The sequence below is a fragment of the Mesorhizobium sp. M0751 genome, assembly GCF_040320265.1.
Classification (GTDB): Bacteria; Pseudomonadota; Alphaproteobacteria; order Rhizobiales; family Rhizobiaceae; genus Mesorhizobium.
Window position 1 is genome coordinate 62,528 of record NZ_JAMYPH010000016.1, and the last position, 20,842, is coordinate 83,369.

The 20,842-nt window shown below is 61.5% G+C and carries 19 protein-coding genes; 12 read left to right on the forward strand and 7 right to left on the reverse strand.

Annotation, left to right across the window (positions count from 1 at the left end):
- Positions 1-64 precede the first annotated feature (64 nt).
- On the reverse strand, positions 65-748 hold the full coding sequence (locus NKI19_RS22905) for a phosphoglycolate phosphatase (RefSeq protein WP_352491318.1): 684 nt from the start codon (positions 746-748) through the stop codon (positions 65-67).
- Between the two features lie 145 nt (positions 749-893).
- On the opposite strand from NKI19_RS22905, the gene rpiA reads away from it, so the two are divergent.
- The 3 genes from rpiA to gor all read left to right on the forward strand — a co-directional run bounded on the left by rpiA (position 894) and on the right by gor (position 3,697).
- Positions 894-1,625, forward strand: a complete 732-nt coding sequence (gene rpiA / locus NKI19_RS22910; RefSeq protein WP_352491319.1) for a ribose-5-phosphate isomerase RpiA — start codon at positions 894-896, stop codon at positions 1,623-1,625.
- Positions 1,612-2,190: a DUF2059 domain-containing protein gene (locus tag NKI19_RS22915; protein WP_352491320.1), complete on the forward strand. Its 579-nt coding sequence runs from the start codon at positions 1,612-1,614 to the stop codon at positions 2,188-2,190. The genes rpiA and NKI19_RS22915 overlap by 14 nt, the downstream gene beginning before the upstream one ends.
- Before the next feature lie 118 nt (positions 2,191-2,308).
- Positions 2,309-3,697: a glutathione-disulfide reductase gene (gene gor, locus NKI19_RS22920; protein ID WP_352491321.1), complete on the forward strand. Its 1,389-nt coding sequence runs from the start codon at positions 2,309-2,311 to the stop codon at positions 3,695-3,697.
- Positions 3,698-3,754: 57 nt separating this feature from the next.
- Here gor and mgtE read toward each other — a convergent pair whose 3' ends face one another.
- Both mgtE and NKI19_RS22930 read right to left on the reverse strand, forming a co-directional pair.
- Complete coding sequence (gene mgtE, locus NKI19_RS22925) at positions 3,755-5,119, reverse strand: magnesium transporter (RefSeq protein ID WP_352566228.1); 1,365 nt, start codon at positions 5,117-5,119, stop codon at positions 3,755-3,757.
- A gap of 271 nt (positions 5,120-5,390) precedes the next feature.
- Positions 5,391-7,280 carry an ABC transporter ATP-binding protein/permease gene (locus NKI19_RS22930; RefSeq protein WP_352491323.1) on the reverse strand — a complete coding sequence of 630 codons (1,890 nt, stop codon included), beginning with the start codon at positions 7,278-7,280 and terminating at the stop codon, positions 5,391-5,393.
- A gap of 639 nt (positions 7,281-7,919) precedes the next feature.
- On the opposite strand from NKI19_RS22930, the gene NKI19_RS22935 reads away from it, so the two are divergent.
- Positions 7,920-8,354: a hypothetical protein gene (locus tag NKI19_RS22935; protein WP_352566226.1), complete on the forward strand. Its 435-nt coding sequence runs from the start codon at positions 7,920-7,922 to the stop codon at positions 8,352-8,354.
- Positions 8,355-8,360: 6 nt separating this feature from the next.
- Here NKI19_RS22935 and NKI19_RS22940 read toward each other — a convergent pair whose 3' ends face one another.
- On the reverse strand, positions 8,361-9,038 hold the full coding sequence (locus NKI19_RS22940) for a DsbA family oxidoreductase (RefSeq protein WP_352491325.1): 678 nt from the start codon (positions 9,036-9,038) through the stop codon (positions 8,361-8,363).
- A gap of 23 nt (positions 9,039-9,061) precedes the next feature.
- Complete coding sequence (locus tag NKI19_RS22945; protein ID WP_502899329.1) at positions 9,062-10,849, reverse strand: extracellular solute-binding protein; 1,788 nt, start codon at positions 10,847-10,849, stop codon at positions 9,062-9,064.
- A 250-nt stretch (positions 10,850-11,099) separates the two neighbouring features.
- On the opposite strand from NKI19_RS22945, the gene NKI19_RS22950 reads away from it, so the two are divergent.
- On the forward strand, positions 11,100-11,729 hold the full coding sequence (locus NKI19_RS22950) for an invasion associated locus B family protein (RefSeq protein WP_352491327.1): 630 nt from the start codon (positions 11,100-11,102) through the stop codon (positions 11,727-11,729).
- A gap of 117 nt (positions 11,730-11,846) precedes the next feature.
- Here the strand turns inward: NKI19_RS22950 and hspQ are convergent, their stop codons facing one another.
- Positions 11,847-12,170, reverse strand: coding sequence for a heat shock protein HspQ (gene hspQ / locus NKI19_RS22955; protein ID WP_352491328.1), 324 nt, complete (start codon positions 12,168-12,170; stop codon positions 11,847-11,849).
- Between the two features lie 221 nt (positions 12,171-12,391).
- Positions 12,392-13,600: a UbiH/UbiF family hydroxylase gene (locus NKI19_RS22960; RefSeq protein WP_352491329.1), complete on the reverse strand. Its 1,209-nt coding sequence runs from the start codon at positions 13,598-13,600 to the stop codon at positions 12,392-12,394.
- A gap of 61 nt (positions 13,601-13,661) precedes the next feature.
- Between NKI19_RS22960 and NKI19_RS22965 the strand changes: the two genes are divergently transcribed.
- From NKI19_RS22965 to NKI19_RS22995, 7 genes are all read left to right on the forward strand, one after another.
- Complete coding sequence (locus NKI19_RS22965) at positions 13,662-14,600, forward strand: DUF2182 domain-containing protein (RefSeq protein ID WP_352566224.1); 939 nt, start codon at positions 13,662-13,664, stop codon at positions 14,598-14,600.
- A 13-nt stretch (positions 14,601-14,613) separates the two neighbouring features.
- Positions 14,614-15,228: a DUF1326 domain-containing protein gene (locus NKI19_RS22970; protein ID WP_352491331.1), complete on the forward strand. Its 615-nt coding sequence runs from the start codon at positions 14,614-14,616 to the stop codon at positions 15,226-15,228.
- The gene (gene pcsA, locus NKI19_RS22975; protein ID WP_352491332.1) at positions 15,225-16,040 is read left to right on the forward strand and encodes a phosphatidylcholine synthase; all 816 of its coding nucleotides are present in this window, start codon (positions 15,225-15,227) and stop codon (positions 16,038-16,040) included. The genes NKI19_RS22970 and pcsA overlap by 4 nt, the downstream gene beginning before the upstream one ends.
- Before the next feature lie 18 nt (positions 16,041-16,058).
- A complete protein-coding gene (locus NKI19_RS22980; protein WP_352491333.1) occupies positions 16,059-17,036 on the forward strand; it encodes a quinone oxidoreductase family protein in 978 nt (325 codons plus the stop codon).
- A gap of 150 nt (positions 17,037-17,186) precedes the next feature.
- Positions 17,187-18,779, forward strand: coding sequence for an ABC transporter ATP-binding protein (locus NKI19_RS22985; RefSeq protein ID WP_502899326.1), 1,593 nt, complete (start codon positions 17,187-17,189; stop codon positions 18,777-18,779).
- Positions 18,776-19,888 (forward strand): ABC transporter permease, encoded by a 1,113-nt coding sequence (locus NKI19_RS22990; protein WP_352491335.1) that lies wholly within the window; start codon positions 18,776-18,778, stop codon positions 19,886-19,888. The genes NKI19_RS22985 and NKI19_RS22990 overlap by 4 nt, the downstream gene beginning before the upstream one ends.
- Positions 19,888-20,808 carry an ABC transporter permease gene (locus NKI19_RS22995; protein WP_352491336.1) on the forward strand — a complete coding sequence of 307 codons (921 nt, stop codon included), beginning with the start codon at positions 19,888-19,890 and terminating at the stop codon, positions 20,806-20,808. Before NKI19_RS22990 ends, NKI19_RS22995 begins: the two co-directional genes overlap by 1 nt.
- Positions 20,809-20,842: the final 34 nt, after the last annotated feature.

Consider the following 20,842-nt stretch of genomic DNA (forward strand, 5'->3'; position numbering starts at 1 on the left):
AGGCCGGCCTGCTAAGTCAACCACTTGTCGGTCGGCATCTGGCGGTCCGCCCGATGGGCAGCTTTCAGCCTTCTGCCGCAGCCATCAGTCTTTGTACCAGATCGAGCGTCAGCGAATCGAAATGCGAGATTACCGCCGACGGTTCGAACTCTCGCACATGGCGGTCAGTGTAGCCGAAATCGACTGCCACCACCGGAATCCCGGCGGCTTTCGCCGTGTCGATGTCGGTCTGCGAATCACCGACCATCAGCGCACGGTGCGGGTCGCCGCCGGCGCGCGCGATGGTCTGCGTGAGATGGCGCGGGTCTGGCTTGCGGAACGGAAAACTGTCCTGGCCGCAGATCGCCGCGAAATGCCTGGTCATACCGAGCGCTTCGATCAATGCCACCGAATTGGCCTCGTATTTGTTGGTGCAGATGGCCAGCAGGTAACCGGCTGCCTCGAACCGTGCGATCGCCGCAGGGACGCCGGGGTAGGGGCGCGATTTGCCGGGAATGTTAACGGTGTAATGGTCCAGAAACAGCTTGAGCAGGCGGTCGTGCTCCTCCACTGCCAGCGACCTATGCTGCGCTGCGTGAGCGCGCTCGATCATCACTCGGCCGCCATGGCCGACGAAGCGCTTGAAGCCGGCTTCGTCGACGGCCGTGAGCTGGCTGGCGGCAAGGCTGTGGTTGAGACTATCGAGCAGGTCCGGCGCCGTGTCGATCAGCGTCCCGTCGAGGTCGAACACGATGATCGGTCGGGTCATTGGCCTGTCCTGTGACGATTTGATTGCCGGCAGGCGATAACCGCTGCGGCCCTTTCAGGCAAGCCGGCTTATCCACCGCCGGCAAGGTCCTTTGACCAGCCCGGCAAAAATGCTACGAGCGCCGAAACAAATCTCGGGACCCGGCATGGATGCGAGGCAATTGAAGGTTGAGGCCGCGCGGGCAGCGCTTGCCCATGTCACGGATGGCATGCGGCTCGGCATCGGCACCGGCACGACAGCGGATGAGTTCGTGCGGTTGCTCGCCGACAAGGTCGCCACCGGCCTGAATGTCATCGGCGTGCCAACCTCGGAGCGCACCGCCGTCCTTTGCACCGAGCTTGGTGTGCCTCTGTCGACACTCGAGGAAACGCCCGAGCTCGACCTTACCATCGACGGCGCCGACGAGATCGATCCGGCGCTGACATTGGTCAAGGGCGGCGGCGGTGCGCTGCTGCGCGAAAAGATCGTCGCGGCGGCCTCCGCCCGCATGATCGTCATCGCCGACAGCTCCAAGATGGTCGAAATGATCGGCCGTTTTCCGCTGCCCATCGAAGTCAACCGGTTCGGCCTGCGCGCCACCGAAATTGCGGTTGGCGCGGCGGCTGCAAACCTTGGCCTTTCCGGCCCTGTTACATTGAGGATGACGGGGAGCCAGCCATTTGTTACAGACGGCGGCCATTTTATCCTCGATGCATCTTTTGGCCGCATTCCGGATACAAGAGCGCTTTCGAATGCTCTCCACGCCATTCCGGGCGTGGTCGAGCATGGTCTTTTCATCGGGCTGGCATCAACGGCCATCATAGCCGGCGGCGACGGCATCCAAACCGTCCATGCCACCCGAAAATCAGGGAGTTTTACCGATCATGATGTTGCATAACCGGGTTGGCCGCTTTTTTGCCATGCTGGCGGCCTCGGCCGTTTTCGCGTTTTCGTCGCCTGCGTTTTCGCAGGACGTCACCGATGCGCATTTGAAGGCGGCGCGCGCCGCGGTCGCGGCGATCCATGCGACGGATACATTCGACAATATCCTGCCGCAAGCGGCCGCGGCACTCGAGCAGCAGCTGATCCAGAAGAACCCGGACATGCAGGAACTGATCGCAAAGACGATCAACGAGAAGGCGATGGTCCTGGCATCGCGCCGCGCCGACCTGGAAAAGGAAGCAGCGCTCGCCTATGCAAAGGTGTTCTCGGAAAAGGAACTCAATGAAATCGCCGCCTTCTACAATTCCGATTCCGGCAAGAAGCTGCTCGACAACGGCCCGATCGTGACGCGCGAACTGGTGAAGGCCGCCGAGATTTGGCAGAACGGCCTGGCTCGCGATCTCGCCCAGCAGGTCGGCGAGACCCTGGGCGCAGCGGCGAATGCCAAGGCGCCGGCTGCACCTGCCGACGGTACCGCTCCGGCAGACGGCGCAGCTCCCGCGGACGCCACACCGAATTGATTGCCGACTTCCGAGCGGCCTGACCGACACTGGACCAGAAAGCCCGGCAAGTCCGGGCTTTTCTTTTGATAGTCGGCAGCCTACCTGTCTCGGTGTTTGAGGGGCAAGGAGTTCAGCCATGGCCGGTTACGACTACGATCTTTTCGTCATCGGCGGCGGCTCCGGCGGGGTGAGGGCGGCGCGCGTCGCGGCCGCACTCGGCAAGCGTGTCGGCATTGCCGAGGAATATCGCTACGGCGGCACATGCGTGATCCGCGGCTGCGTGCCGAAGAAGCTCTATGTCTACGCCTCGCAATTCCCCGAGCATTTCGCCGACGCCGCCGGTTATGGCTGGACGGTGCCTGAGGCGCGTTTCGACTGGCAGACGCTGGTCGCCAACAAGGACCGCGAAATCAGCCGGCTGGAGGCCATCTACAAGAAGAACGTGCAGGGCGCCGGCGGCGAGGTCTTTCATTCGCGCGCCACCCTGGTCGATCCGCATGTGGTGCATCTTCTCGGTGAGGATCGCACCGTTAGCGCCGACCAGATCCTGATCGCTACCGGCGGGCGCCCGGCGCCGCATCCGGCATTGCCCGGCCATGAGCACTGCATCTTTTCCAACGAGGCCTTCGATCTAAAGGAGTTGCCGAAGGCAATCATGATCGAGGGCGGCGGCTATATCGCCGTCGAATTCGCCAACATCTTTCACGGCCTTGGCGTCGACACGACGCTGGTCTACCGCGGCAAGGAGATCCTCAGCCGTTTCGACATGGACCTCAGACGCATGCTGCACGAAACGATGGAAAAGAAGGGGATAAAAATCCTCTGCCACGCCGTGTCCGAGTGGGTCAGGAAGCGGCCTGACGGCCGGCTCGACGCGCTTGTCACCGGCGGCACCGTGCTGACGGTCGACCAGGTCATGCTCGCCATCGGCCGCATTCCCAATACCGAGAACATGGGCCTGGAAGGCGTCGGCATCGAGATGACCAAAACCGGGGCAATCCACGTCGACGAATACTCTCGCACCAACATCGACAACATCTGGGCGATCGGTGACGTCACCCACCGCGTGCAATTGACGCCGGTGGCAATCCACGAGGCGATGTGCTTCGTCGAGACTGCCTTCAAGGACAATCCGACGGCGCCTGACCACGACACCATCGCTACCGCAGTCTTTTCGCAGCCCGAGATCGGCACGGTCGGCCTGTCGGAGGATGAGGCGGCAAAGCGCTTCTCGGATCTTGAAATCTACCGGGCCACCTTCCGGCCGATGCGGCACACACTTTCCGGCCGCGATGAAAAGATGCTGATGAAGCTGGTCGTCGACGGCGCCTCGAAAAAGGTCCTCGGCGCCCACATCCTCGGGCCGGATGCCGGCGAAATGGCGCAGCTTCTCGGCATATCGCTGAAGGCCGGCCTGACCAAGGATGATTTCGATCGCACCATGGCGGTGCATCCGACCGCGGCGGAAGAACTCGTCACCATGTACAGGCCGACTTACCGGGTGAAGGATGGAGAGCGCGTCTGACGCGACAATAAACCCATCGCGGCAACGAAATTGCCGCGATGGAAGTGCGTGAGTTTTTTACAGCAGCGTTCCGCGCAGGATCACCAGCGCAACCGAAAAATAGATCACCAGCCCGGTGACGTCGACCAGCGTGGCGACGAACGGAGCCGATGCGCTGGCCGGGTCGAAGCCGATGCGCTTCAGGGCGAACGGCAGCATCGATCCAGACAGCGAGCCGAAAGTGACGATGCCAACCAGCGTGGCGCCGATCGTCATTGCGATCAGCGGCCAGTGCGGGCCGTAGTCGTAGAAGCCGAGATACTGCCAGAGCGCAATGCGGCAGACGCCGACCACGCCAAGAATCGAGCCAAGCACCAGGCCGGTGGGCAGCTCGCGCAATGCCACCCGCCACCAGTCGCCAAGGCCGATCTCGCGCAGCGCCAGCGCCCGGATGACGAGCGAGGTCGCCTGCGAGCCGGAATTGCCGCCGGAGCTCATGATCAATGGAATGAATAGCGTCAGCACGATCGCCTTTTCCAGCTCGCCCTCGTAGCTTTGCATCGCGTTGGCGGTCAGCATCTCGCTGATAAACAGCGCGCATAGCCAGCCGGCGCGCTTCTGGATCATCGCCAGAAAACCCATCTTCATATAGGGTTCGTCCAGAGCCTCCATGCCGCCGAAACGATGCACGTCCTCGGTCGTTTCCTCGATCATCGTGTCGATAATATCGTCGATGGTAACGATGCCGAGGAGCTTGCCGTTGTCCACGACCGGGACGGCGAGCAGATCATATTTCGAGATCAACTGAGCAACCTTTTCACTATCGGTCAGCGGTGAAACGGTGATAGGCGCACGATCCGGCGCTATTGCCATGATCTGCTCGTCGGGCTCGCCAGCGATCAGTCGACGCAGGCTGGTCGAGCGCAACAGGACATGCGTTTGCGGATCGACGATGTAGATCGCGTAGACAGTTTCGCGCGTCCGCTCCACCTTGCGGATATAATCCAGAGTGCGGGCAACGCTCCAGTCCGGCGGCACGCTGACATATTCGGTCGTCATGAGCGAGGCGGCGCTGCCCTCGGGGTAGCCGAGAATGGCAAGCAGCGTCGCGCGCAGCGGTGGCGCCAAGCCACCAAGCAGCTCGGAACGAGCCGGTTCGTTCAGATCGCGCAGTATGTCGGCGGCACGGTCGACCGACATGGCGGCAAGCAGTCTGCCTGCCTTGATGCGGGGTAGTGCCTCGACGAGTTCGGATGCGCCGTTGAGGTTCGGCTGGTCGAAGATCTCGACCAGCCGCCCGAACGGCACTTCGCAGAGCAGCTCCGATGCCGTCTCGCGGGGCTCCTGGTTCAAGGCCTCGACGATGTCGGCGACGTGTTCGTTGGCAAGCACGCGGGCGATGGCAATGGCATCGCCGCCCGCGACGGGGGAAAACTCGTTCATGGCTCACTCCTTGCCGTCCGGCAGGACGTGAGCCGGTCAGGTCACGTCAAGCGGACGGCGGTTGCGTTCGACTGTGACTGTCGCCAGGCATGGCGCGGTGACCTTTCTGCTCGCGGGTTCGAGTTGAGATTCTGCAAGCTGGCGCAACATAGGAGCGCGCCTTGCCGAGTCAATCGCGAGAGTGGGTTAAAGCGGCGGCAAACCGACCGGATCGCGAGACTGTGATCGGGCTACGTGGCAGGCTGGCTGGATGCCGGCAGTGGTGCCGCGGCTATCTCTGCTTCAGCCGGCGGGGAAAGCGCAGCCATTTGTCCTCGGCCGGCCGCGTCGGCTGCGTGAGGATGGTGGTGAGCTCGACCGGCAAGCTCGGAACCAGCGGCTTCTTGGTGGCGACGCCGTCGGCGATCGCAACCACGCTGTGGTAGAATTCGGTGCCCGCCAGCGATCTCGGCGGCGTCGCCTCATGCATGATCGAGATCACAGTTGCATCAGGGCAATTGTCCTTGATCGCCTGGTGGAAGGCGATCCGTCCATCGGGGTCGAGCGCGCCGGTGGCTTCATCGAGGAACAGCAATCCTGGCTGCTGCAGCACGATGCGGGCGACAACCAGCTTCTGTTTCTGCCCACCCGACAGAACCTGGTCCCAGATCTTTCCTTCACGGCTCTCATCGGTCAAATGCTCGATGAAATCGCCGAGGCCGGCCTTGTGCAGGGCGGATGCGACCTGCACGTCGGCGTAATCATGCTCGGAGCCGGGCAGGCAGACCAGTTGCTTCAGCGAAACCTGCTGCAGCTTCACCTCCTGGGCGGCGTAGAAACTCCTGACTCCTTCGGGGAAGACGATGGTGCCGCGGCCGTAGGGCCACAGGCCGTTGATCGCCTTGATCAGCGAGGTCTTGCCGCAACCGGATTCGCCCTTGAGGAACGTCCATTCGCCACGCCGGAAGCGCAAATTCGCGGCACTCAGGAAGGGCGTTGCGTCCTCGCCCTGATGCGCCAGTTCAAGCTTCTGGATGGTCAGGCCGAAAACCGGGTTTTGGCGGTCGTAGCGAAAATCGGAGCGGCCGGTCTGCTGATAAAATTCCTGCGGGTGCTGGACGTTTTCGATCGCGTTTGCGAGTTCGGTGACGCGCTGGCTGTTGGCCCGCAGCGCGGCGATGGCAGGCATGACGTGGATGAACCACGAGCATTGACTGATCAGCGAGTTGACCATCTCGGAGCCGGTTATGTAGCCCTTGAGATCGAAGCCGTTATGGATAAAGGGAACCAAGCCTGGTCCGTAGGCGACAATGCGGGCACCGATGAAATTGTAGATCAGCTCGAACGAATTGTAGCCTGTGTTCACGATGTTCAGCCGCGCCCAGGTGCGGTCGATGTCGACATAGCGCTGGGTGTGCACTGCCTTCTGCACGTTCTCGCCTTGCGATGCGGCGACATGAAAACTGCGGCGCAGGAACGTGATCAACTCGCCGCGATAGCTGCCTTCGGCCTGCTGCATCCTGACATTGAGCCGTTCCAGCAGCCTGCCCAGCTTGACCGCGATCCAGGTGTTCAACGGCACGTAGGTGGCGACCGCCAGAAAGGCGAGAACGGCGCTGCCATAGCTGCCGAGGAACTCCAGCCCCTTGACCTCCGCCGAGTGCGCAAGCAGTTGCTGGCCAACGAAATACAATGAAGTAGCAACGGCCAGAACCCCCATCGCGAGGCCGATGGCTCCGCCCGTCATATCCTTGATCGATTCCTGGATGCGCTGATCGATATTGTCGGGAGCGGCGGCACCTGACGAGCCATGCTGAGCGTGGAAATGGGTGTGATTGGCGTCAAGCAGGGCTTCGTTGAACTGGCTGTCCAGCCAGCCGCGCCACTTGCGATGCAAAGTTGCGGATACCAGGCTGCGGATACCGGTAAAACCCGCATCCTTGAGCAAGACCAGGAGGACAAGTATCCCGGCATTGGTCAGCAGTGTCTGAAGCGGGGTGGTGTTTGCGGCATCGTGGAAAAAGGCGATCGAGTTGACCAGCTCTCCGGATGCTACGGCAAACCAGACGCCTGACTTGCTGGAGAGCGCGGTGAGCAGGGCGATCACCAGTGTCAGCGTCCAGGCTTCCATCCAGTGGTCTGAGAACCAGTAGGCCCGCACCAGTCCCCAGAAGCTGCGCATCGACGATACGGGCGTCAGGGGCGACTGCCTTGCGGCACCGCGGAGCCATTTTTCCGATATTGAATGTCGCGTTGGTCTATCGACCCGAATCACTATCCCGCCCAAACGATTTTTCTTTTGTTACGGACAGTAACACCAATTGATCATTTTCCATTAGCTTTTCTCCGGCCGCAGGTGGCTTAGCTCGCGGGCCGTTGCAGTGGAGCAACAGAATGAATGATCGCGGCGTTAGGCCGTTACGTTTCAAGGGGTGGAATACCAACGCCATTTCAAGTAGTTACTTGCCTGCGCCGGAGCAAGTAGAGACCTTCCCCTAGGGAAGGTCTTCACACAGCTTTGTGAACATAGAAGCGCCGCCCAGCGGTCGATCTTCACAGCCTGAACCGATCTTCAGTCCGCCTTTACAGTCAGGTCCGACCTCGTCGGCGGCCAGAACGTGACCGTATGATTCGTGGTTGAAGCCGCCTTGTCAGGACCCCGTAATCGGCCAAGCACTGACTTTGCTGTTACAGTCCAGGATGCAGACCAACATCGATCAGACCGTACTTTTTAGAGCGCGCGCAAACTGCGTTTGACAAAGATGCGCTTCGGATCGAACCTGCTGGACGCATCCAGGTTTGAACCGGGGGGAAGTTCTTCATGCTTGCACGGACATTGTTTGTGGCGATGCTCGCAATGTTTGCCTGGCTGCCGCCAACATATGCCGGCAGCCAGACCGTTCCCGCAAACGGCGAGGGACAGATCGAGTTCAACACGCCGTCCGGCAATATTGGCTGCATCTACACGCCGAAGGGCGGCACCAGCACCTATGAGCCACAGGATGGCGGACCGGAACTGAGTTGTTCGCACGTCGAGCCCAGCTACGTCACCATCATCCTCGGCCCGAAAGGCCCGGCGACGCTGATCAAGAATCCAGGCGAGCAAGGCTGCTGCGGTGACGTCAGCAAGCTGGCCTACGGCAATAGCTGGAGCAAGGGGCCGTTTTTCTGCCAGTCATCCACCAAGGGATTGACCTGCACCGGCAGGCATGGCCATGGCTTTTTCGTCAGCAAGGCCAAGGTGACGGTGAAATAGTCCGGCTCAGTTCGCCGTTTCCAGTTCGCCGCGTGCCTTCGCCGCGGCGACTTGGCGCAACGCATCGGCAAGCGTATCGGCGTCCTGGGCGCCCATCACCGCATATTTGCCTTCAAGCAGAAAGCACGGCACGCCCGATATGCCCATGCGCGAAGCGGTGGCGATTTCGGTGCGCACCGCCTCGACATCGGCGTCGGTCGGCAGAAGCGTTTCGACCACAGACGCATCCATGCCGGCCTCGCGGGCTGCTTCGATCAGCACGGCATGATCGCCGAGATTGGCGCCTTCCTCGAAATTCAGCTGGAACAGCCGACGCACCAGCCGGTTCTGAACAGCCTCGCCGGCTGTGCCAGCCCAGCGAATGAGCCGGTGCGCATCCAGCGTATTAGGCGCGACCTTGATGGCGTCGAACGCGAAGGAAATCCCTTCAGCCTCGCCCAACTGCTCGATCCGGGCATGGATTTCGCGGATGCGTTGCTCGCTCCCGAATTTCGCCACCATATAGTCGCGGCGGTTGTTGCCTTCGGGCGGGATTGTCGGGTCGAGTTGGAAGGGCCGCCAGCGTATGTGAACGTCGATATCGACGGCGGCAATCGCCTTGTCGAGCCGTTTCTGGCCGATAAAGCACCAGGGGCACACCACGTCGGAGACCACATCGACGGTAATCGAGTTCTCGTCGTTCATCTTGGTCTCCTGTTCTGAAGAGGTCACTTCGGTTTGCGCCACCAGGTCGGCAACTGATAACCGTATATGGGCGTCTTTTGCGGATGTTCCAGATAGTTCCAATAGGCAAGCCATTGCTGGTTGTTGTGCTGGGTTGGCACCATGTAATTGCCTGAGATCAACAGCCGGTCGAGAACGCGGACGGCGGCGACATAGTCCTCCTTCGAACGGGCTCTCAGCATCGCCTCGATCGCCGCATCCACCGCCGGATCGGCGACGCCGGCGAGGTTGAACGATCCTTCGGCCGTGGCGGCAGCGGATCCCCAGCGCCCGGTTTGCTCGATTCCGGGCGACAACGAGTTGTTGAAACCGGTCGAGCCGACCAGCACCTCGAAATCGAAACGCTGCTTGCGCGACTGGATCTGATCACCGTCGAGGCTGCGGATGCTGACATCGATGCCGAGCTTCTCAAGCGTGCGCTGATAGATAGCGGCAAGTCGCTCTTCGTCCTGCGAGGCGGTCAGTATCTCGAAACCGAACGGCTTTCCCTCGGGATCGAGCATCGCGCCGTCCTGCACCGTATAGCCCGCGCTCTTCAGCAGCTCGAATGCCGCCTTCAGCACCTTGCGGTCCTGGCCGGAGCCGTCGGTAACGGGCGGCCTGTAGGTGCCGTCCATGACATCTGCGGGCACGCGGCCGGGGTAGGGGGCCAGCAGGGCCTTTTCCTTTTCGCTGGCGGGATGACCGAGGGCGGAGAGCTCGGAGTTTTGCCAAAAACTCATCGTGCGCGTGTATTTGCCGCCGAACAGATTCTTGTTGGCCCATTCGAAATCGTAGAGCATGCCGAGCGCGCGCCGCACGACCGGATTGGAAAACTTCGGCAGCCGAGTGTTGAACAGGAAACCGTTGACCACCGGCGGAATGCCGGTGTCGAAGGTTTCGGCGATGACCTCGCCCCTGTGGAAGGCCGGAAAGTCGAGATCGCGCTCGCGTTTGACCGGGTCGCTGTCGTCGTCGATGGCGCAGATGCCTTTCTTGAACGCTTCCTGCTTGGCGCTGGCGTTGAGGAAATACTCGATGGTGATCTGGTCGTAATTGTCGAAGCCGCGCTTGGACGGCACGTCCTTGCCCCAATAGTCCGGATTGCGCTTGAACACGATGCGCTGACCGGGCACGACATGCGCCACCGTGTAGGGCCCGCTGCCGATCACCGGCTTCAGCGTCGTCCTGTCGAAGGTGTCCTTGTTGAAGGCGTGTTTCGGGATGATCGGCGTCAGCGCAATGATCAGCGGAAATTCGCGGTCGGCCCTGTCGTTGAAGGTGAAGCGCACACTGCGGTCGCCGGTCTTTTCGAGCTTGGCGATCGCTTTCATCCGCTGGCTGTAAGGTGGCCGGCCCTTCTCGGTGAAGACGTCATAGGTAAACAACACGTCGTCCGGCGTCACCGGCACGCCGTCCGACCATTTGGCGTTGGGATCGAGGTGGAATTCGATGCTCTTGCGCTCGGGATCCATGTCGGCGGTATCGGCGAGCAGGCCGTAGAGACTGAAGGCCTCGTCGTAGTTGCGCTGCATCAACGGCTCGAAGACGAGATTGCCAAAGGCTTGATCCATCATGCCGCGCGCGGTGGTGCGCAGGCTTCTCAGGATGAACGGATTGAGATTGTCGAAGCTGCCGACGACGCAATAGGTAATGCTGCCGCCTTTTGGCGCGTCGGGATTGACGTAGTTGAAATGATCATAGTCGGCCGGCAGCGCCGGCTCGCCCTGCATGGCAAGCGCGTGCTTCGGTTCCGACAGAGCCGGCTGCAGGGAAAGGCCGACAAACAACATTGCGGCGATCAGCCAAAAGACAACGCGGCCCATGACCGTCTCCTTCCCGATTCGATGCGCAGCATACATGAGCCGGTCGTGCACCGGCCAACCCCTCGGCCAAGATTCGCGAGACCCGGGCTGGATTCGGCACCGCTTGCAGTGTAACACGCCGTCCGAAGTCATTCTGTTGCCTCATTTCGGCAACAGGTAGCTGGACCACACGGCGGGAAAAAGCCGGTTCCGGGATCATTTGAGAGGAATGCACGACATGACGAGCCTGAACAGCAACGCGTACCGCCTGTCGGTCATGGCCGCTGGCGTGGTCGGCATTCTCGGCGCCGGGATTCCCGCTGCTTCCGCGCAGCAGCAACAGCAGATTCCGCAAGGCTGGTTCAAGGCCTGCACCAAGCAGGAAGACGTCGACATCTGCAATGTCCAGAACATCACCACCGCCGGCAACGGCCAGCTCATCACCGGTGTCAGCCTGATCGAATTGAAGGGCAAGGTGAACCGCAAGGTGTTCCAGGTGACGGTTCCGACCGGCCGTCTGGTTCCTCCCGGCATCGGCCTCCAGATCGACGGCGGCAAGGCGCAGAAGCTCGACTATGTAATCTGTTTCCCGGATCGCTGCGTGGCGGAAGTGCCGCTGAGCGATCAGCTGGTCGCATCCTTCAAGAAGGGATCGGCGCTGACGCTCACCTCAGTCAATTTCCAGAACCAGCCGAACCCGATCAAGATTGCGCTGACCGGCTTCAGCGGCGCCTTCGACGGCCCGCCGCTGCAGCAGTCGGACATCGAGGACCGGCAGAAAAAGCTCCAGGACTTCGTCGCCAAGAACAATCAGGATTTTGCCAAGAAGCTCAAGGAAGAGCAGGAAAAGGCGAAGGCCGCCAACTGATCGACGGGTTTTCGAACCAACAAAAAGCGGGGTTCATGCCCCGCTTTTTTCGTTTGGATCGGCCGTTTGTCGGGTCAAGCCATGTCTCAAGCCTATCCCAGCTCGATCCCGACTAAGTCAATGTCTCAATTGGTGCTTCGGCTCGTAGCGCCCGTCCGGCTTCTTATCGAACATCTCACCAATCTGCGGATGCCGGACCGGTTCGCCCGACCGGTCCTCGAGCAAATTCTGCTCGGACACATAGGCGATGTATTCCGTTTCGGAATTCTCGGCGAACAGATGATAGAAAGGCTGGTCCTTGCGCGGCCGCACGTCAGCGGGGATCGCCTCGTACCATTCGTCGGTATTGGCGAATTGCGGATCGACGTCGAAAATAACGCCGCGGAACGGAAACAGCCGGTGCCGAACCACCTGTCCGATCGAGAATTTGGCTGTCTTCATCGCACTCACCACTTGAACTTCTTGAACGCCACGCATCCTGAAACACGCAAGAAAACGCTCCAGGACTTTAGACTCTAACGCACCAATCCGGCAAAGACTGGCCGGACCTTAAGGTCGACATCGTCATTATTTGGCGCAGACGCCGCGTCAATTCAATCCCGATCCCCTTGATGCCGGGTTGAGCATCGCAAGATGCGGATCAAGGGCGGTGCCCAAGATCGCTATCGCGCAGCCGGTTTTCGCAATCCCCCAAAAAACGCTGCAAAACCGCTGCCGGGTCGAAGACCCTCGCGCATGAAAAACGCCCGCAGCGGCGCAAACCCCTCAAGCGCGCCCAGGCCAGCGCTGCGCACCAGCTGAGCCGGCAGCATGTCGGAAAGCAACGACATGTTGAGCAGGTTGACCGCGCTGCTGCGCGCCAGAATGTCCGGCCGCCGCTTGAAATCATAGGCTGCAAGCGCCTTGGCGGCGCCCGGATCCGAGCGGTTTCTGCTTGCGGTACCAATCAGGTCGTCGATGTCCCTGATGCCGAGATTGAGGCCTTGCGCGCCGATTGGGGGAAACACGTGGGCGGCTTCACCGACAAGGGCCACGCGGCGATGCGCAAACCGCCACGGGCTCACCGCTGAAAGTGGGTAGACCTGCCGGCCGGGCTCAACCGACACGCGACCCAGCATCGATTGCATCCGCTGTTCGACCCGCGTCGAAAGCTCGGTGTCATCGAGTGCTGCAAGGTCCCTGGCGACATCGGGCTCGAGCACCCAGACAAGGCTGGACCGGTTGCCGGGCAGGGGAACCTGTGTGAACGGACCGGTCTCGGTGTGGAATTCGGTCGAGGTGAAGGCGTGGTCGCTGCGATGACCGAAATTGAGCACCAGCGCCGCCTGCGGATAGGATCGGACCGAGGTCCGGATGCCGGCTGCCTCGCGGGCCGGCGACTGACGGCCATCGGCGGCAACCGCCAACGACGCCTCAACCTCGCTGCCGTCGGCGAGAACGGCATGGGCATGGTCGGCATCGAGGCGCCATGCCTCCACCATCGACTTTCGCCATTCGATGCCCGAATGCGCGACAGCCTCGGCTAGCGTGCGGTTGAGAACGCTGTTGGGCAAGTTCAGCCCGAATTGCTCTTCGTTAATCTCGCTGGCGCGAAAGGTCACTGTCGGGCTGCGGATCAGCCGGTTGGTTGCGTCAACGATGCGCATCACCTTGAGCGGCGCTGCGTGCGACCTGATTCCGTCGAAGATCCCGAGCCGTTCGAACATCTTCAGGGCAGGGTTCATCAAGGCTGTCGTCCGGCCGTCGGGGCCGGCTGCCTCGGGTCCGACGAGCGTCACGGGAAAACCCGCCTCGGCAAGGCCAAGCGCCGCGATCAGCCCCGCAGGGCCGCTGCCGGCGACCAGTATCCGTGCTGTTTCCCGATGGTTCAAATTCGGCTTCCGGATTGCGAGGTGAGGCCCGTCCGACCTGCTGGTCCATATAGGTCAGGTGATGCGGCTTGATCAACGCGGCGATTCGGCCCATTCGGTTGCCATGACCGGCCAACAAGACGATTTCAGCCACCTCGACGGCACCGGCCGCGCGATGGCGAGCGTTGCGCGCAGCCCTCGACTGACCGTGAGCGTTGTTGCCGGCATGGGCATCGCCCTTGCCTGGCTCCTTCTCGGCGCAATGGCAGTTCGAGGGGCGGTAAGCCGGCTCCCGGGCACCGATGCACCCGGCGATGCCGTGCTGGAATACCTGCCGCAACTGCCGCTGCCGGATTTCCTTGTGCGTCTCTTCGCCCTCTGCCTTGCGCCGGCGCCACTTCGCGCAAGCCTAGGCGCGCAAGGCGGGGCACTCACCGCGATGTGGCTGTTGATGGCCATCGCGACCATGCTGCCCTCCGCGGCGCCGATGATCCGCTCCTATTGCGAGATCGCAGATACCGCCCGGATCAAGGGGGAGCCGGCCGTCCATCCGTTGATCCTGGTCGCTGGATATTTGAGCGTCTGGCTTGCCGCCTCGGCAATGTTCGCAGCCCTGACGCTCGCCGTCGATGCATTCGCGTCATCCGGGCAGATGCTCGATCCGCTGGTTGGAATTGCCGGAGCAGCCGCGCTGTCGATCGCTGGTCTGTATCAGTTCAGCTGGCTGAAGGAAGCCTGTCTGGAGAAGTGCAGAAATCCGTTCTCGGTCCTGTTCGCCAACTGGAGCGCCAGGCCCATTCGCATTTTCCGGCTCGGCATGGAGCAGGGCCTGTGGTGCCTTGGATGCTGCTGGGCGCTGATGCTGGTAATGTTCGCCGTCGGTGTGATGAACGTGTTCTGGATGGCGCTGATCGGCCTGTTCAGCCTGGTCGAAAAACAGACGGCAGGCAATCTGCCGACGCGGCTGGGCGGTGCGATACTGCTTGTCTGGGCAGCCGCGCTACTAGTAGTCTCGACATGAGGGGGAGAATTCGATGACTGACCAAAACTGGGCAATGAAGGGAGAGCTCGTCCTCTCCTGCAATTGCACGGTTTTTTGCCCTTGCGTTCTGTCGCTCGGCAATCATCCGCCTACGGAAGGCTATTGCCAAACCTGGGCGGGGTTCCGCATCGATGCCGGCCATTTCGGCGAGGTCGACCTGTCCGGTCTCAATCTTGGGCTGATCATGGAAATCCCCGGCTACATGAGTCGCGGTAACTGGACCGCCGGCCTGTTTATCGACAAGCGCGCCTCGGTTTACGCTGTGAAGGGACTGACGAAGATATTCACCGGCAAGGCCGGTGGAACCACATCGCTGCTCTCCATCCTGGTCGGACAGTTCCTCGGCGCCGAGCAGGTGCCGATCACCTACGAGACGCGTGAGAAAACACGCATGTTCCAGATACCGAAGATCATCGATGGTGCGGTGACGCCAATCACCGGCAAGGATCGCGACAAGGATACGGTTATCAGCAATTCGGAATACTGGATTGCGCCGGAAATCATCGTCGCCAAATCCGACAAGAGCAAAATGCGGGCCTTTGGCCGTAACTGGAACTTTGCCGGCCGTTCGGCCGAAATCTGCAAGCTGGACTGGCGGGGCCCGTGAGCAAGAAGACGACGGCCAGGAAAATCGCCGACCGGATTCCGCGGCCGAAGAAGAAAGTCACATGGCCTCAGGCGCGGGCGTTCTCGGTCCATCTCTTGACCGCGTCGGGCTCATTCCTGGCGTTTCTGTCGCTAGTGGCAGCAAGCGAGCAGCGCTGGACGGCAATGTTCTGGTGGCTGGGCCTGGCACTTTTCGTCGACGGCATCGACGGGCCGATCGCCAGGAAGCTCGACGTCAAGGAAATCCTGCCGACATGGTCGGGCGAACTGCTCGACAACATCATCGACTACGTGACCTACGTGTTGATTCCGGCCTTCGCGCTCTATCAGCGCGGCTTCATGGGCGAGCGCCTGTCGTTCCTGTCGGCTGCGATAATCGTCGTGTCGAGCGCAATCTACTATGCCGATACCGGCATGAAGACGAAGGAGAATTTCTTCAAGGGCTTTCCGGTCGTCTGGAACATGGTGGTGTTCACGCTGTTCGTCATCGAGCCTGGACAATGGGTTTCTTTCGCCGCGGTCGTGGTGGCCGGCATTCTCACCTTCGTGCCGATCAATTTCATCCATCCGGTGCGGGTGAAGCGGCTGCGCCCAATCAATCTCGGTATGACGCTGCTTTGGTGCGCTTTCGGCGCGCTGGCGCTGGCGCAGGCCGCACTTGCCTCCTTCTATGACCAGATCGGCGTGCTGGGCGAGCAGGTCAGCGATTTCATCAAGATCGGGATTACGATCACCGGGCTTTACCTCGCCTGCATCGGCGCTATCATGCAGTTCTTCCCAAATCTCGGCGCCAAGCCGGATAAGAAAGCCTGATCCCAAGAGAGCCAGAAAATGTCCAAAGCGATCCGCATCCATGCCCATGGCGGCCCGGAGGTCCTGACCTATGAGGATGCCGATCCCGGGCAGCCGGGCTCGGGACAGATCCTGGTCAAGCACACCGCGATCGGTCTCAATTTCATCGACGTCTATTATCGCTCGGGCCTTTATCCGCCGCAGGGCGGATTTCCGCTGATCCCCGGCGGCGAGGCGGCCGGCGTGGTTTTGGACGTCGGCACAGATGTCGACTGGCTGAAGCCCGGGGATCGCGTCGCCTATGCGGTGACGACCGGCGCCTATGCCGGGCAGCGCGTGATCGCCGCCGACCGCGTGGTGAAGGTGCCCGACGGCATCAGCGACGAACAGGCCGCGGCGATGATGCTAAAGGGCATGACCGCCGAGTACTTGTTGCGCCGTACATTCAAGGTGAAAGCCGGCGACACGATCCTGTTTCATGCGGCGGCCGGCGGTGTCGGGCTGATCCTCGGCCAATGGGCCAAGCATCTCGGCGCGACGGTGATCGGCACCGCGAGTTCAACCGACAAGATCGAGCTCGCCAAGGCGCATGGCTTCGACCATGTGATCAACTATCGCGAACAGGATTTCGTGGGCGGCGTTGCCGCTATCACCGGTGGCAAGAAATGCGACGTTGTCTATGACTCGGTCGGCAACGACACGTTTCCAGCCTCGCTCGATTGCCTGCGGCCGCTCGGCACGTTCGTCAGCTTCGGTCAATCGTCTGGGCCGATCCCGCCCTTCAGCATCTCGCTGCTGGCGCAGAAGGGCTCGCTGTTCGCAACGCGGCCGACGCTGTTCGTCTACAATGCCAAGCGCGAAGACCTCGAGGCTTCCGCCGCCGCCTTGTTCGATGTGGTGCTCAGCGGCGCAGTCAAGATCAAGATCAACCAGCGTTACGCGCTCAGCGATGCCGGCAAGGCGCATTCCGATCTCGAAGGGCGCCGGACCACCGGGACAACGATACTTATCCCTTGAGCCCGCATTTTCGGCCCGCCGACGCCGCCGTTCTTGCGAACTGCTCTTTACCGCTTGAGTTTCCGCTGAAATTCTTGAAGCTCTTTCAAGTCGTGAGGCGCTTACCGTAGAGAGCAGCCCGCGCATACGATGCTTGCGGGAACACAGAACATGTCTGGCAAACCAGATGGAGGCACCGTGAGTGCAGATCAGGACGGCGCAAACCTGCTGGAGGTTCGCGGCCTCACAAAGATATTCGGCACGCTGACGGCGTGCGACCATGTCGATCTCAACATCGCCAAGGGCGAGATCCATGCATTGCTTGGCGAGAACGGCGCCGGCAAGTCGACGCTGGTGAAAATGCTCTTCGGATCGCTGGAACCGAATTCCGGCGAGATATTCTGGAATGGCCAGGCGGTCAGGATCACCAGCCCCGGCACCGCAAAGAAGCTCGGCATCGGCATGGTTTTCCAGCATTTTTCGCTGTTCGAAGCGCTGACGGCGGCGGAGAATATCGCGCTGTCGCTGGATGACGGCTCGCCGATCAGCACGATCGCGGCCAAGGCGAGGGCGCTCTCCTACAGTTACGGCCTGCCTCTCGATCCGCTATCGCTGGTCGGTGATCTGTCGGTCGGCGAGCGTCAGCGTATCGAAATCATCCGCTGCCTGCTGCAGACGCCGCAACTCATCATCCTCGACGAGCCAACTTCGGTGCTGACGCCGCAGGAGGCCGATAAGTTGTTCGAGACGCTCGAACGGCTGCGTTCGGAAGGAAAGTCCATCCTCTACATTTCGCACCGGCTGGAAGAGGTCAAACGCATCTGCGACCGCGCCACCGTGCTGCGTCACGGCAAGGTGGTCGGCCATTGCAATCCGCGCCAGGAAACCGCGTCTTCGTTGGCGCGGATGATGGTCGGCAACGAGGTGCAGGCCGTGGTGCGGGCGCCGGCCGAGGGTATCGAGACCGCGCCGGTGCTGCTTCAAATCCGCGAACTCACCCGCAAGCCGGCGACCCCGTTCTCGATCCCGCTCAGGAACATCAATCTTGAAGTCCGCGCCGGCGAGGTGATCGGCATTGCCGGTGTGGCCGGCAACGGCCAGGGCGAATTCTTTGAGTCCGTCTCCGGCGAGGTGCTGCAGCAGGATGCCGGCTCGGTCCGCATCCGCGGCAAGGATGCCGGCGGCCTCACCATCACCGGCAGGCGCCTGATGGGCGCTGCCTTCGTTCCGGAAGAGCGGCTCGGCCATGGTGCAGCACCGCGCATGAAGCTTTCGGAGAACCTGCTCCTGTCGCGCCACGCCACCGATGGCAAGATGTTTGTCGGCGCCGGTGGAATGGTCAAGGGCGATGCGATCTATACCGCTGCCCAGCGCATCATAAAGGCGATGGACGTGCGCAAGAGCGCGCCGGATCCAGAGGCTGCGGCTCTTTCTGGCGGCAATCTGCAGAAATTCATCGTCGGCCGCGAACTCGACCGGCGGCCAAGCGTCATGGTGGTCAATCAGCCGACCTGGGGGGTCGACGCGGGTGCGGCGGCCCACATCCGCCAGGCGCTGATCGAACTGGCGCGCAGCGGCTCGGCGGTGCTGGTGATCAGCCAGGACCTCGACGAGCTGTTCGAGATTTCCGATGCGATCACGGTCATGCACAATGGCGAACTGTCGAAGCCGCTGCCGATAGCTGAAGCGACATTCGAGAAGATCGGACTACTGATGGGCGGCGCCGAACCCGGTCATGCCGAACATACGCTGGAGACGGCTTGATGCGCCTCGAACTTGTAAAACGCCCGCAGCGCTCGATGCTGTTTTCGGCACTCTCGCCTTTCATCGCTTTCGTTTTGACGATCATTGCTGGTGCCATCATGTTCGCGCTGCTCGGCGTCAACCCGTTGACTGCGTTCCGCATCTACTTCATCGAACCGATCAGCCAGGTCTGGCAGTTACATGAGTTGGCGATCAAGGCCGCCCCCTTGATCCTGATCGCGGTCGGACTGTCGGTCTGCTACAAGGCCAACATCTGGAACATCGGCGCCGAAGGCCAGTTCATCCTGGGCGGCATTGTCGGCTCGATCTTCCCCGTGCTGTTTCCGCAGTTCGAAGGCCCATTGGTGCTGCCGCTGATGCTTCTTTTCGGCATGGTCGGTGGGGCCGCCTATGCTGCAATCCCGGCACTGCTGAAGACGCGCTTCAACACCAACGAGATCCTGACCAGCCTGATGCTGGTCTATGTCGCCCAGCTCTTCCTCGATTGGCTGGTACGCGGGCCGTGGCGCGATCCGCAGGGCCACGGTTTCCCGCAAACCATCCAGTTCAACGACTCGGCGATACTGCCGGAACTCCTTCCGGAATCCGGCCGGGCAAACTGGGGATTTGTCTTCGCGCTGGTCGCGGCGATACTGATCTGGATCCTGATGAGCCGTATGCTGAAAGGCTTCGAGGTCCGCGTGCTCGGCTCAAGCCCGAGGGCAGGGCGCTTCGCCGGGTTTGGCCTTAACCGCATGGTCTTCTTTGCCTTCCTGCTGTCGGGCGCACTGGCCGGGCTTGCCGGGATTTCGGAGGTCTCAGGCGCCATCGGGCAGCTGCAGCCGGTGATCTCGCCTGGCTACGGATTTACCGCCATCATCGTCGCATTCCTCGGCCGGCTCAATCCGCTCGGGATCGTTGCCGCCGGCCTTGTGCTGGCGCTGACCTATCTCGGCGGCGAGGCAGTGCAAAGCGCGCTCGGCATCTCCGACAAGGTGGCGCGCGTGTTCCAGGGCATGCTTTTGTTCTTCGTGCTCGGCTGCGACACGCTCATTCACTATCGCATTCGCCTGACCGGCTTTGCCGCACCGAAACTCGAGGCAGCGCCGAAGCTGGAGGAAGCTCGCTGATGGACATCACCGTCAACATCCTTTTGACCATCGCGACGGCGGCGACGCCGCTGCTGATCGCGGCGATCGGCGAACTGGTGGTCGAACGTTCGGGTGTGCTCAATCTCGGCGTCGAGGGCATGATGATCATGGGTGCAGTCGGCGGCTTCGGCGCCGGCTATCTCACCGGCTCGCCGTGGATCGGGCTGTTGGCGGCAATTGCCATGGGGGCAGTGTTCTCGCTGCTGTTCGCCGTCATGACCCTGTCGCTGGCCACCAACCAGGTGGCAACCGGCCTGTCGCTGACGCTGCTCGGCCTCGGCCTTTCCGGCATGATGGGGACGAATTTTGTCGGCCAGCCCGGCGAGAGATTGCCTAACCTCGATATTCCCGGCCTGACCGCAATCCCGGTCATTGGCAGGCTGCTGTTCGGTCAGGATCCAATCTTCTACATCTCGATCGCGCTGACCGCCGCCGTCATGTGGTTCCTGTTCAAGACCCGCACCGGGCTCACGCTGCGCTCGATCGGCGACAGCCATGCATCCGCCCATGCGCTTGGCATCCACGTCATCCGTTACCGCTATCTCTCAGTGATTTTCGGCGGCGCTTGTGCCGGCCTAGCCGGCGGTCACCTATCGCTGGTCTACACACCGCAATGGGTGGAGAACATGACCGCCGGCCGCGGCTGGATCGCGCTGGCTCTGGTCGTCTTCGCCTCCTGGCGGCCATGGCGGGTGCTGGCCGGCGCCTATATTTTCGGCGCGGTCTGGATCGGCCAGCTTCATGCACAGGCATTCGGCATTCCGGTCCCCTCGCAACTGCTTTCTTCGCTGCCCTATCTGGCAACCGTCGTGGTTCTCGTTCTAATCTCGCGCAACAAGCGTTTGACGATGATGAACACGCCGGCCTCCTTGGGCCAGCCATTCGTTCCGGATCGTTGACAACAAAAAGACGGAAGCTCCAAGGCTTAACTCA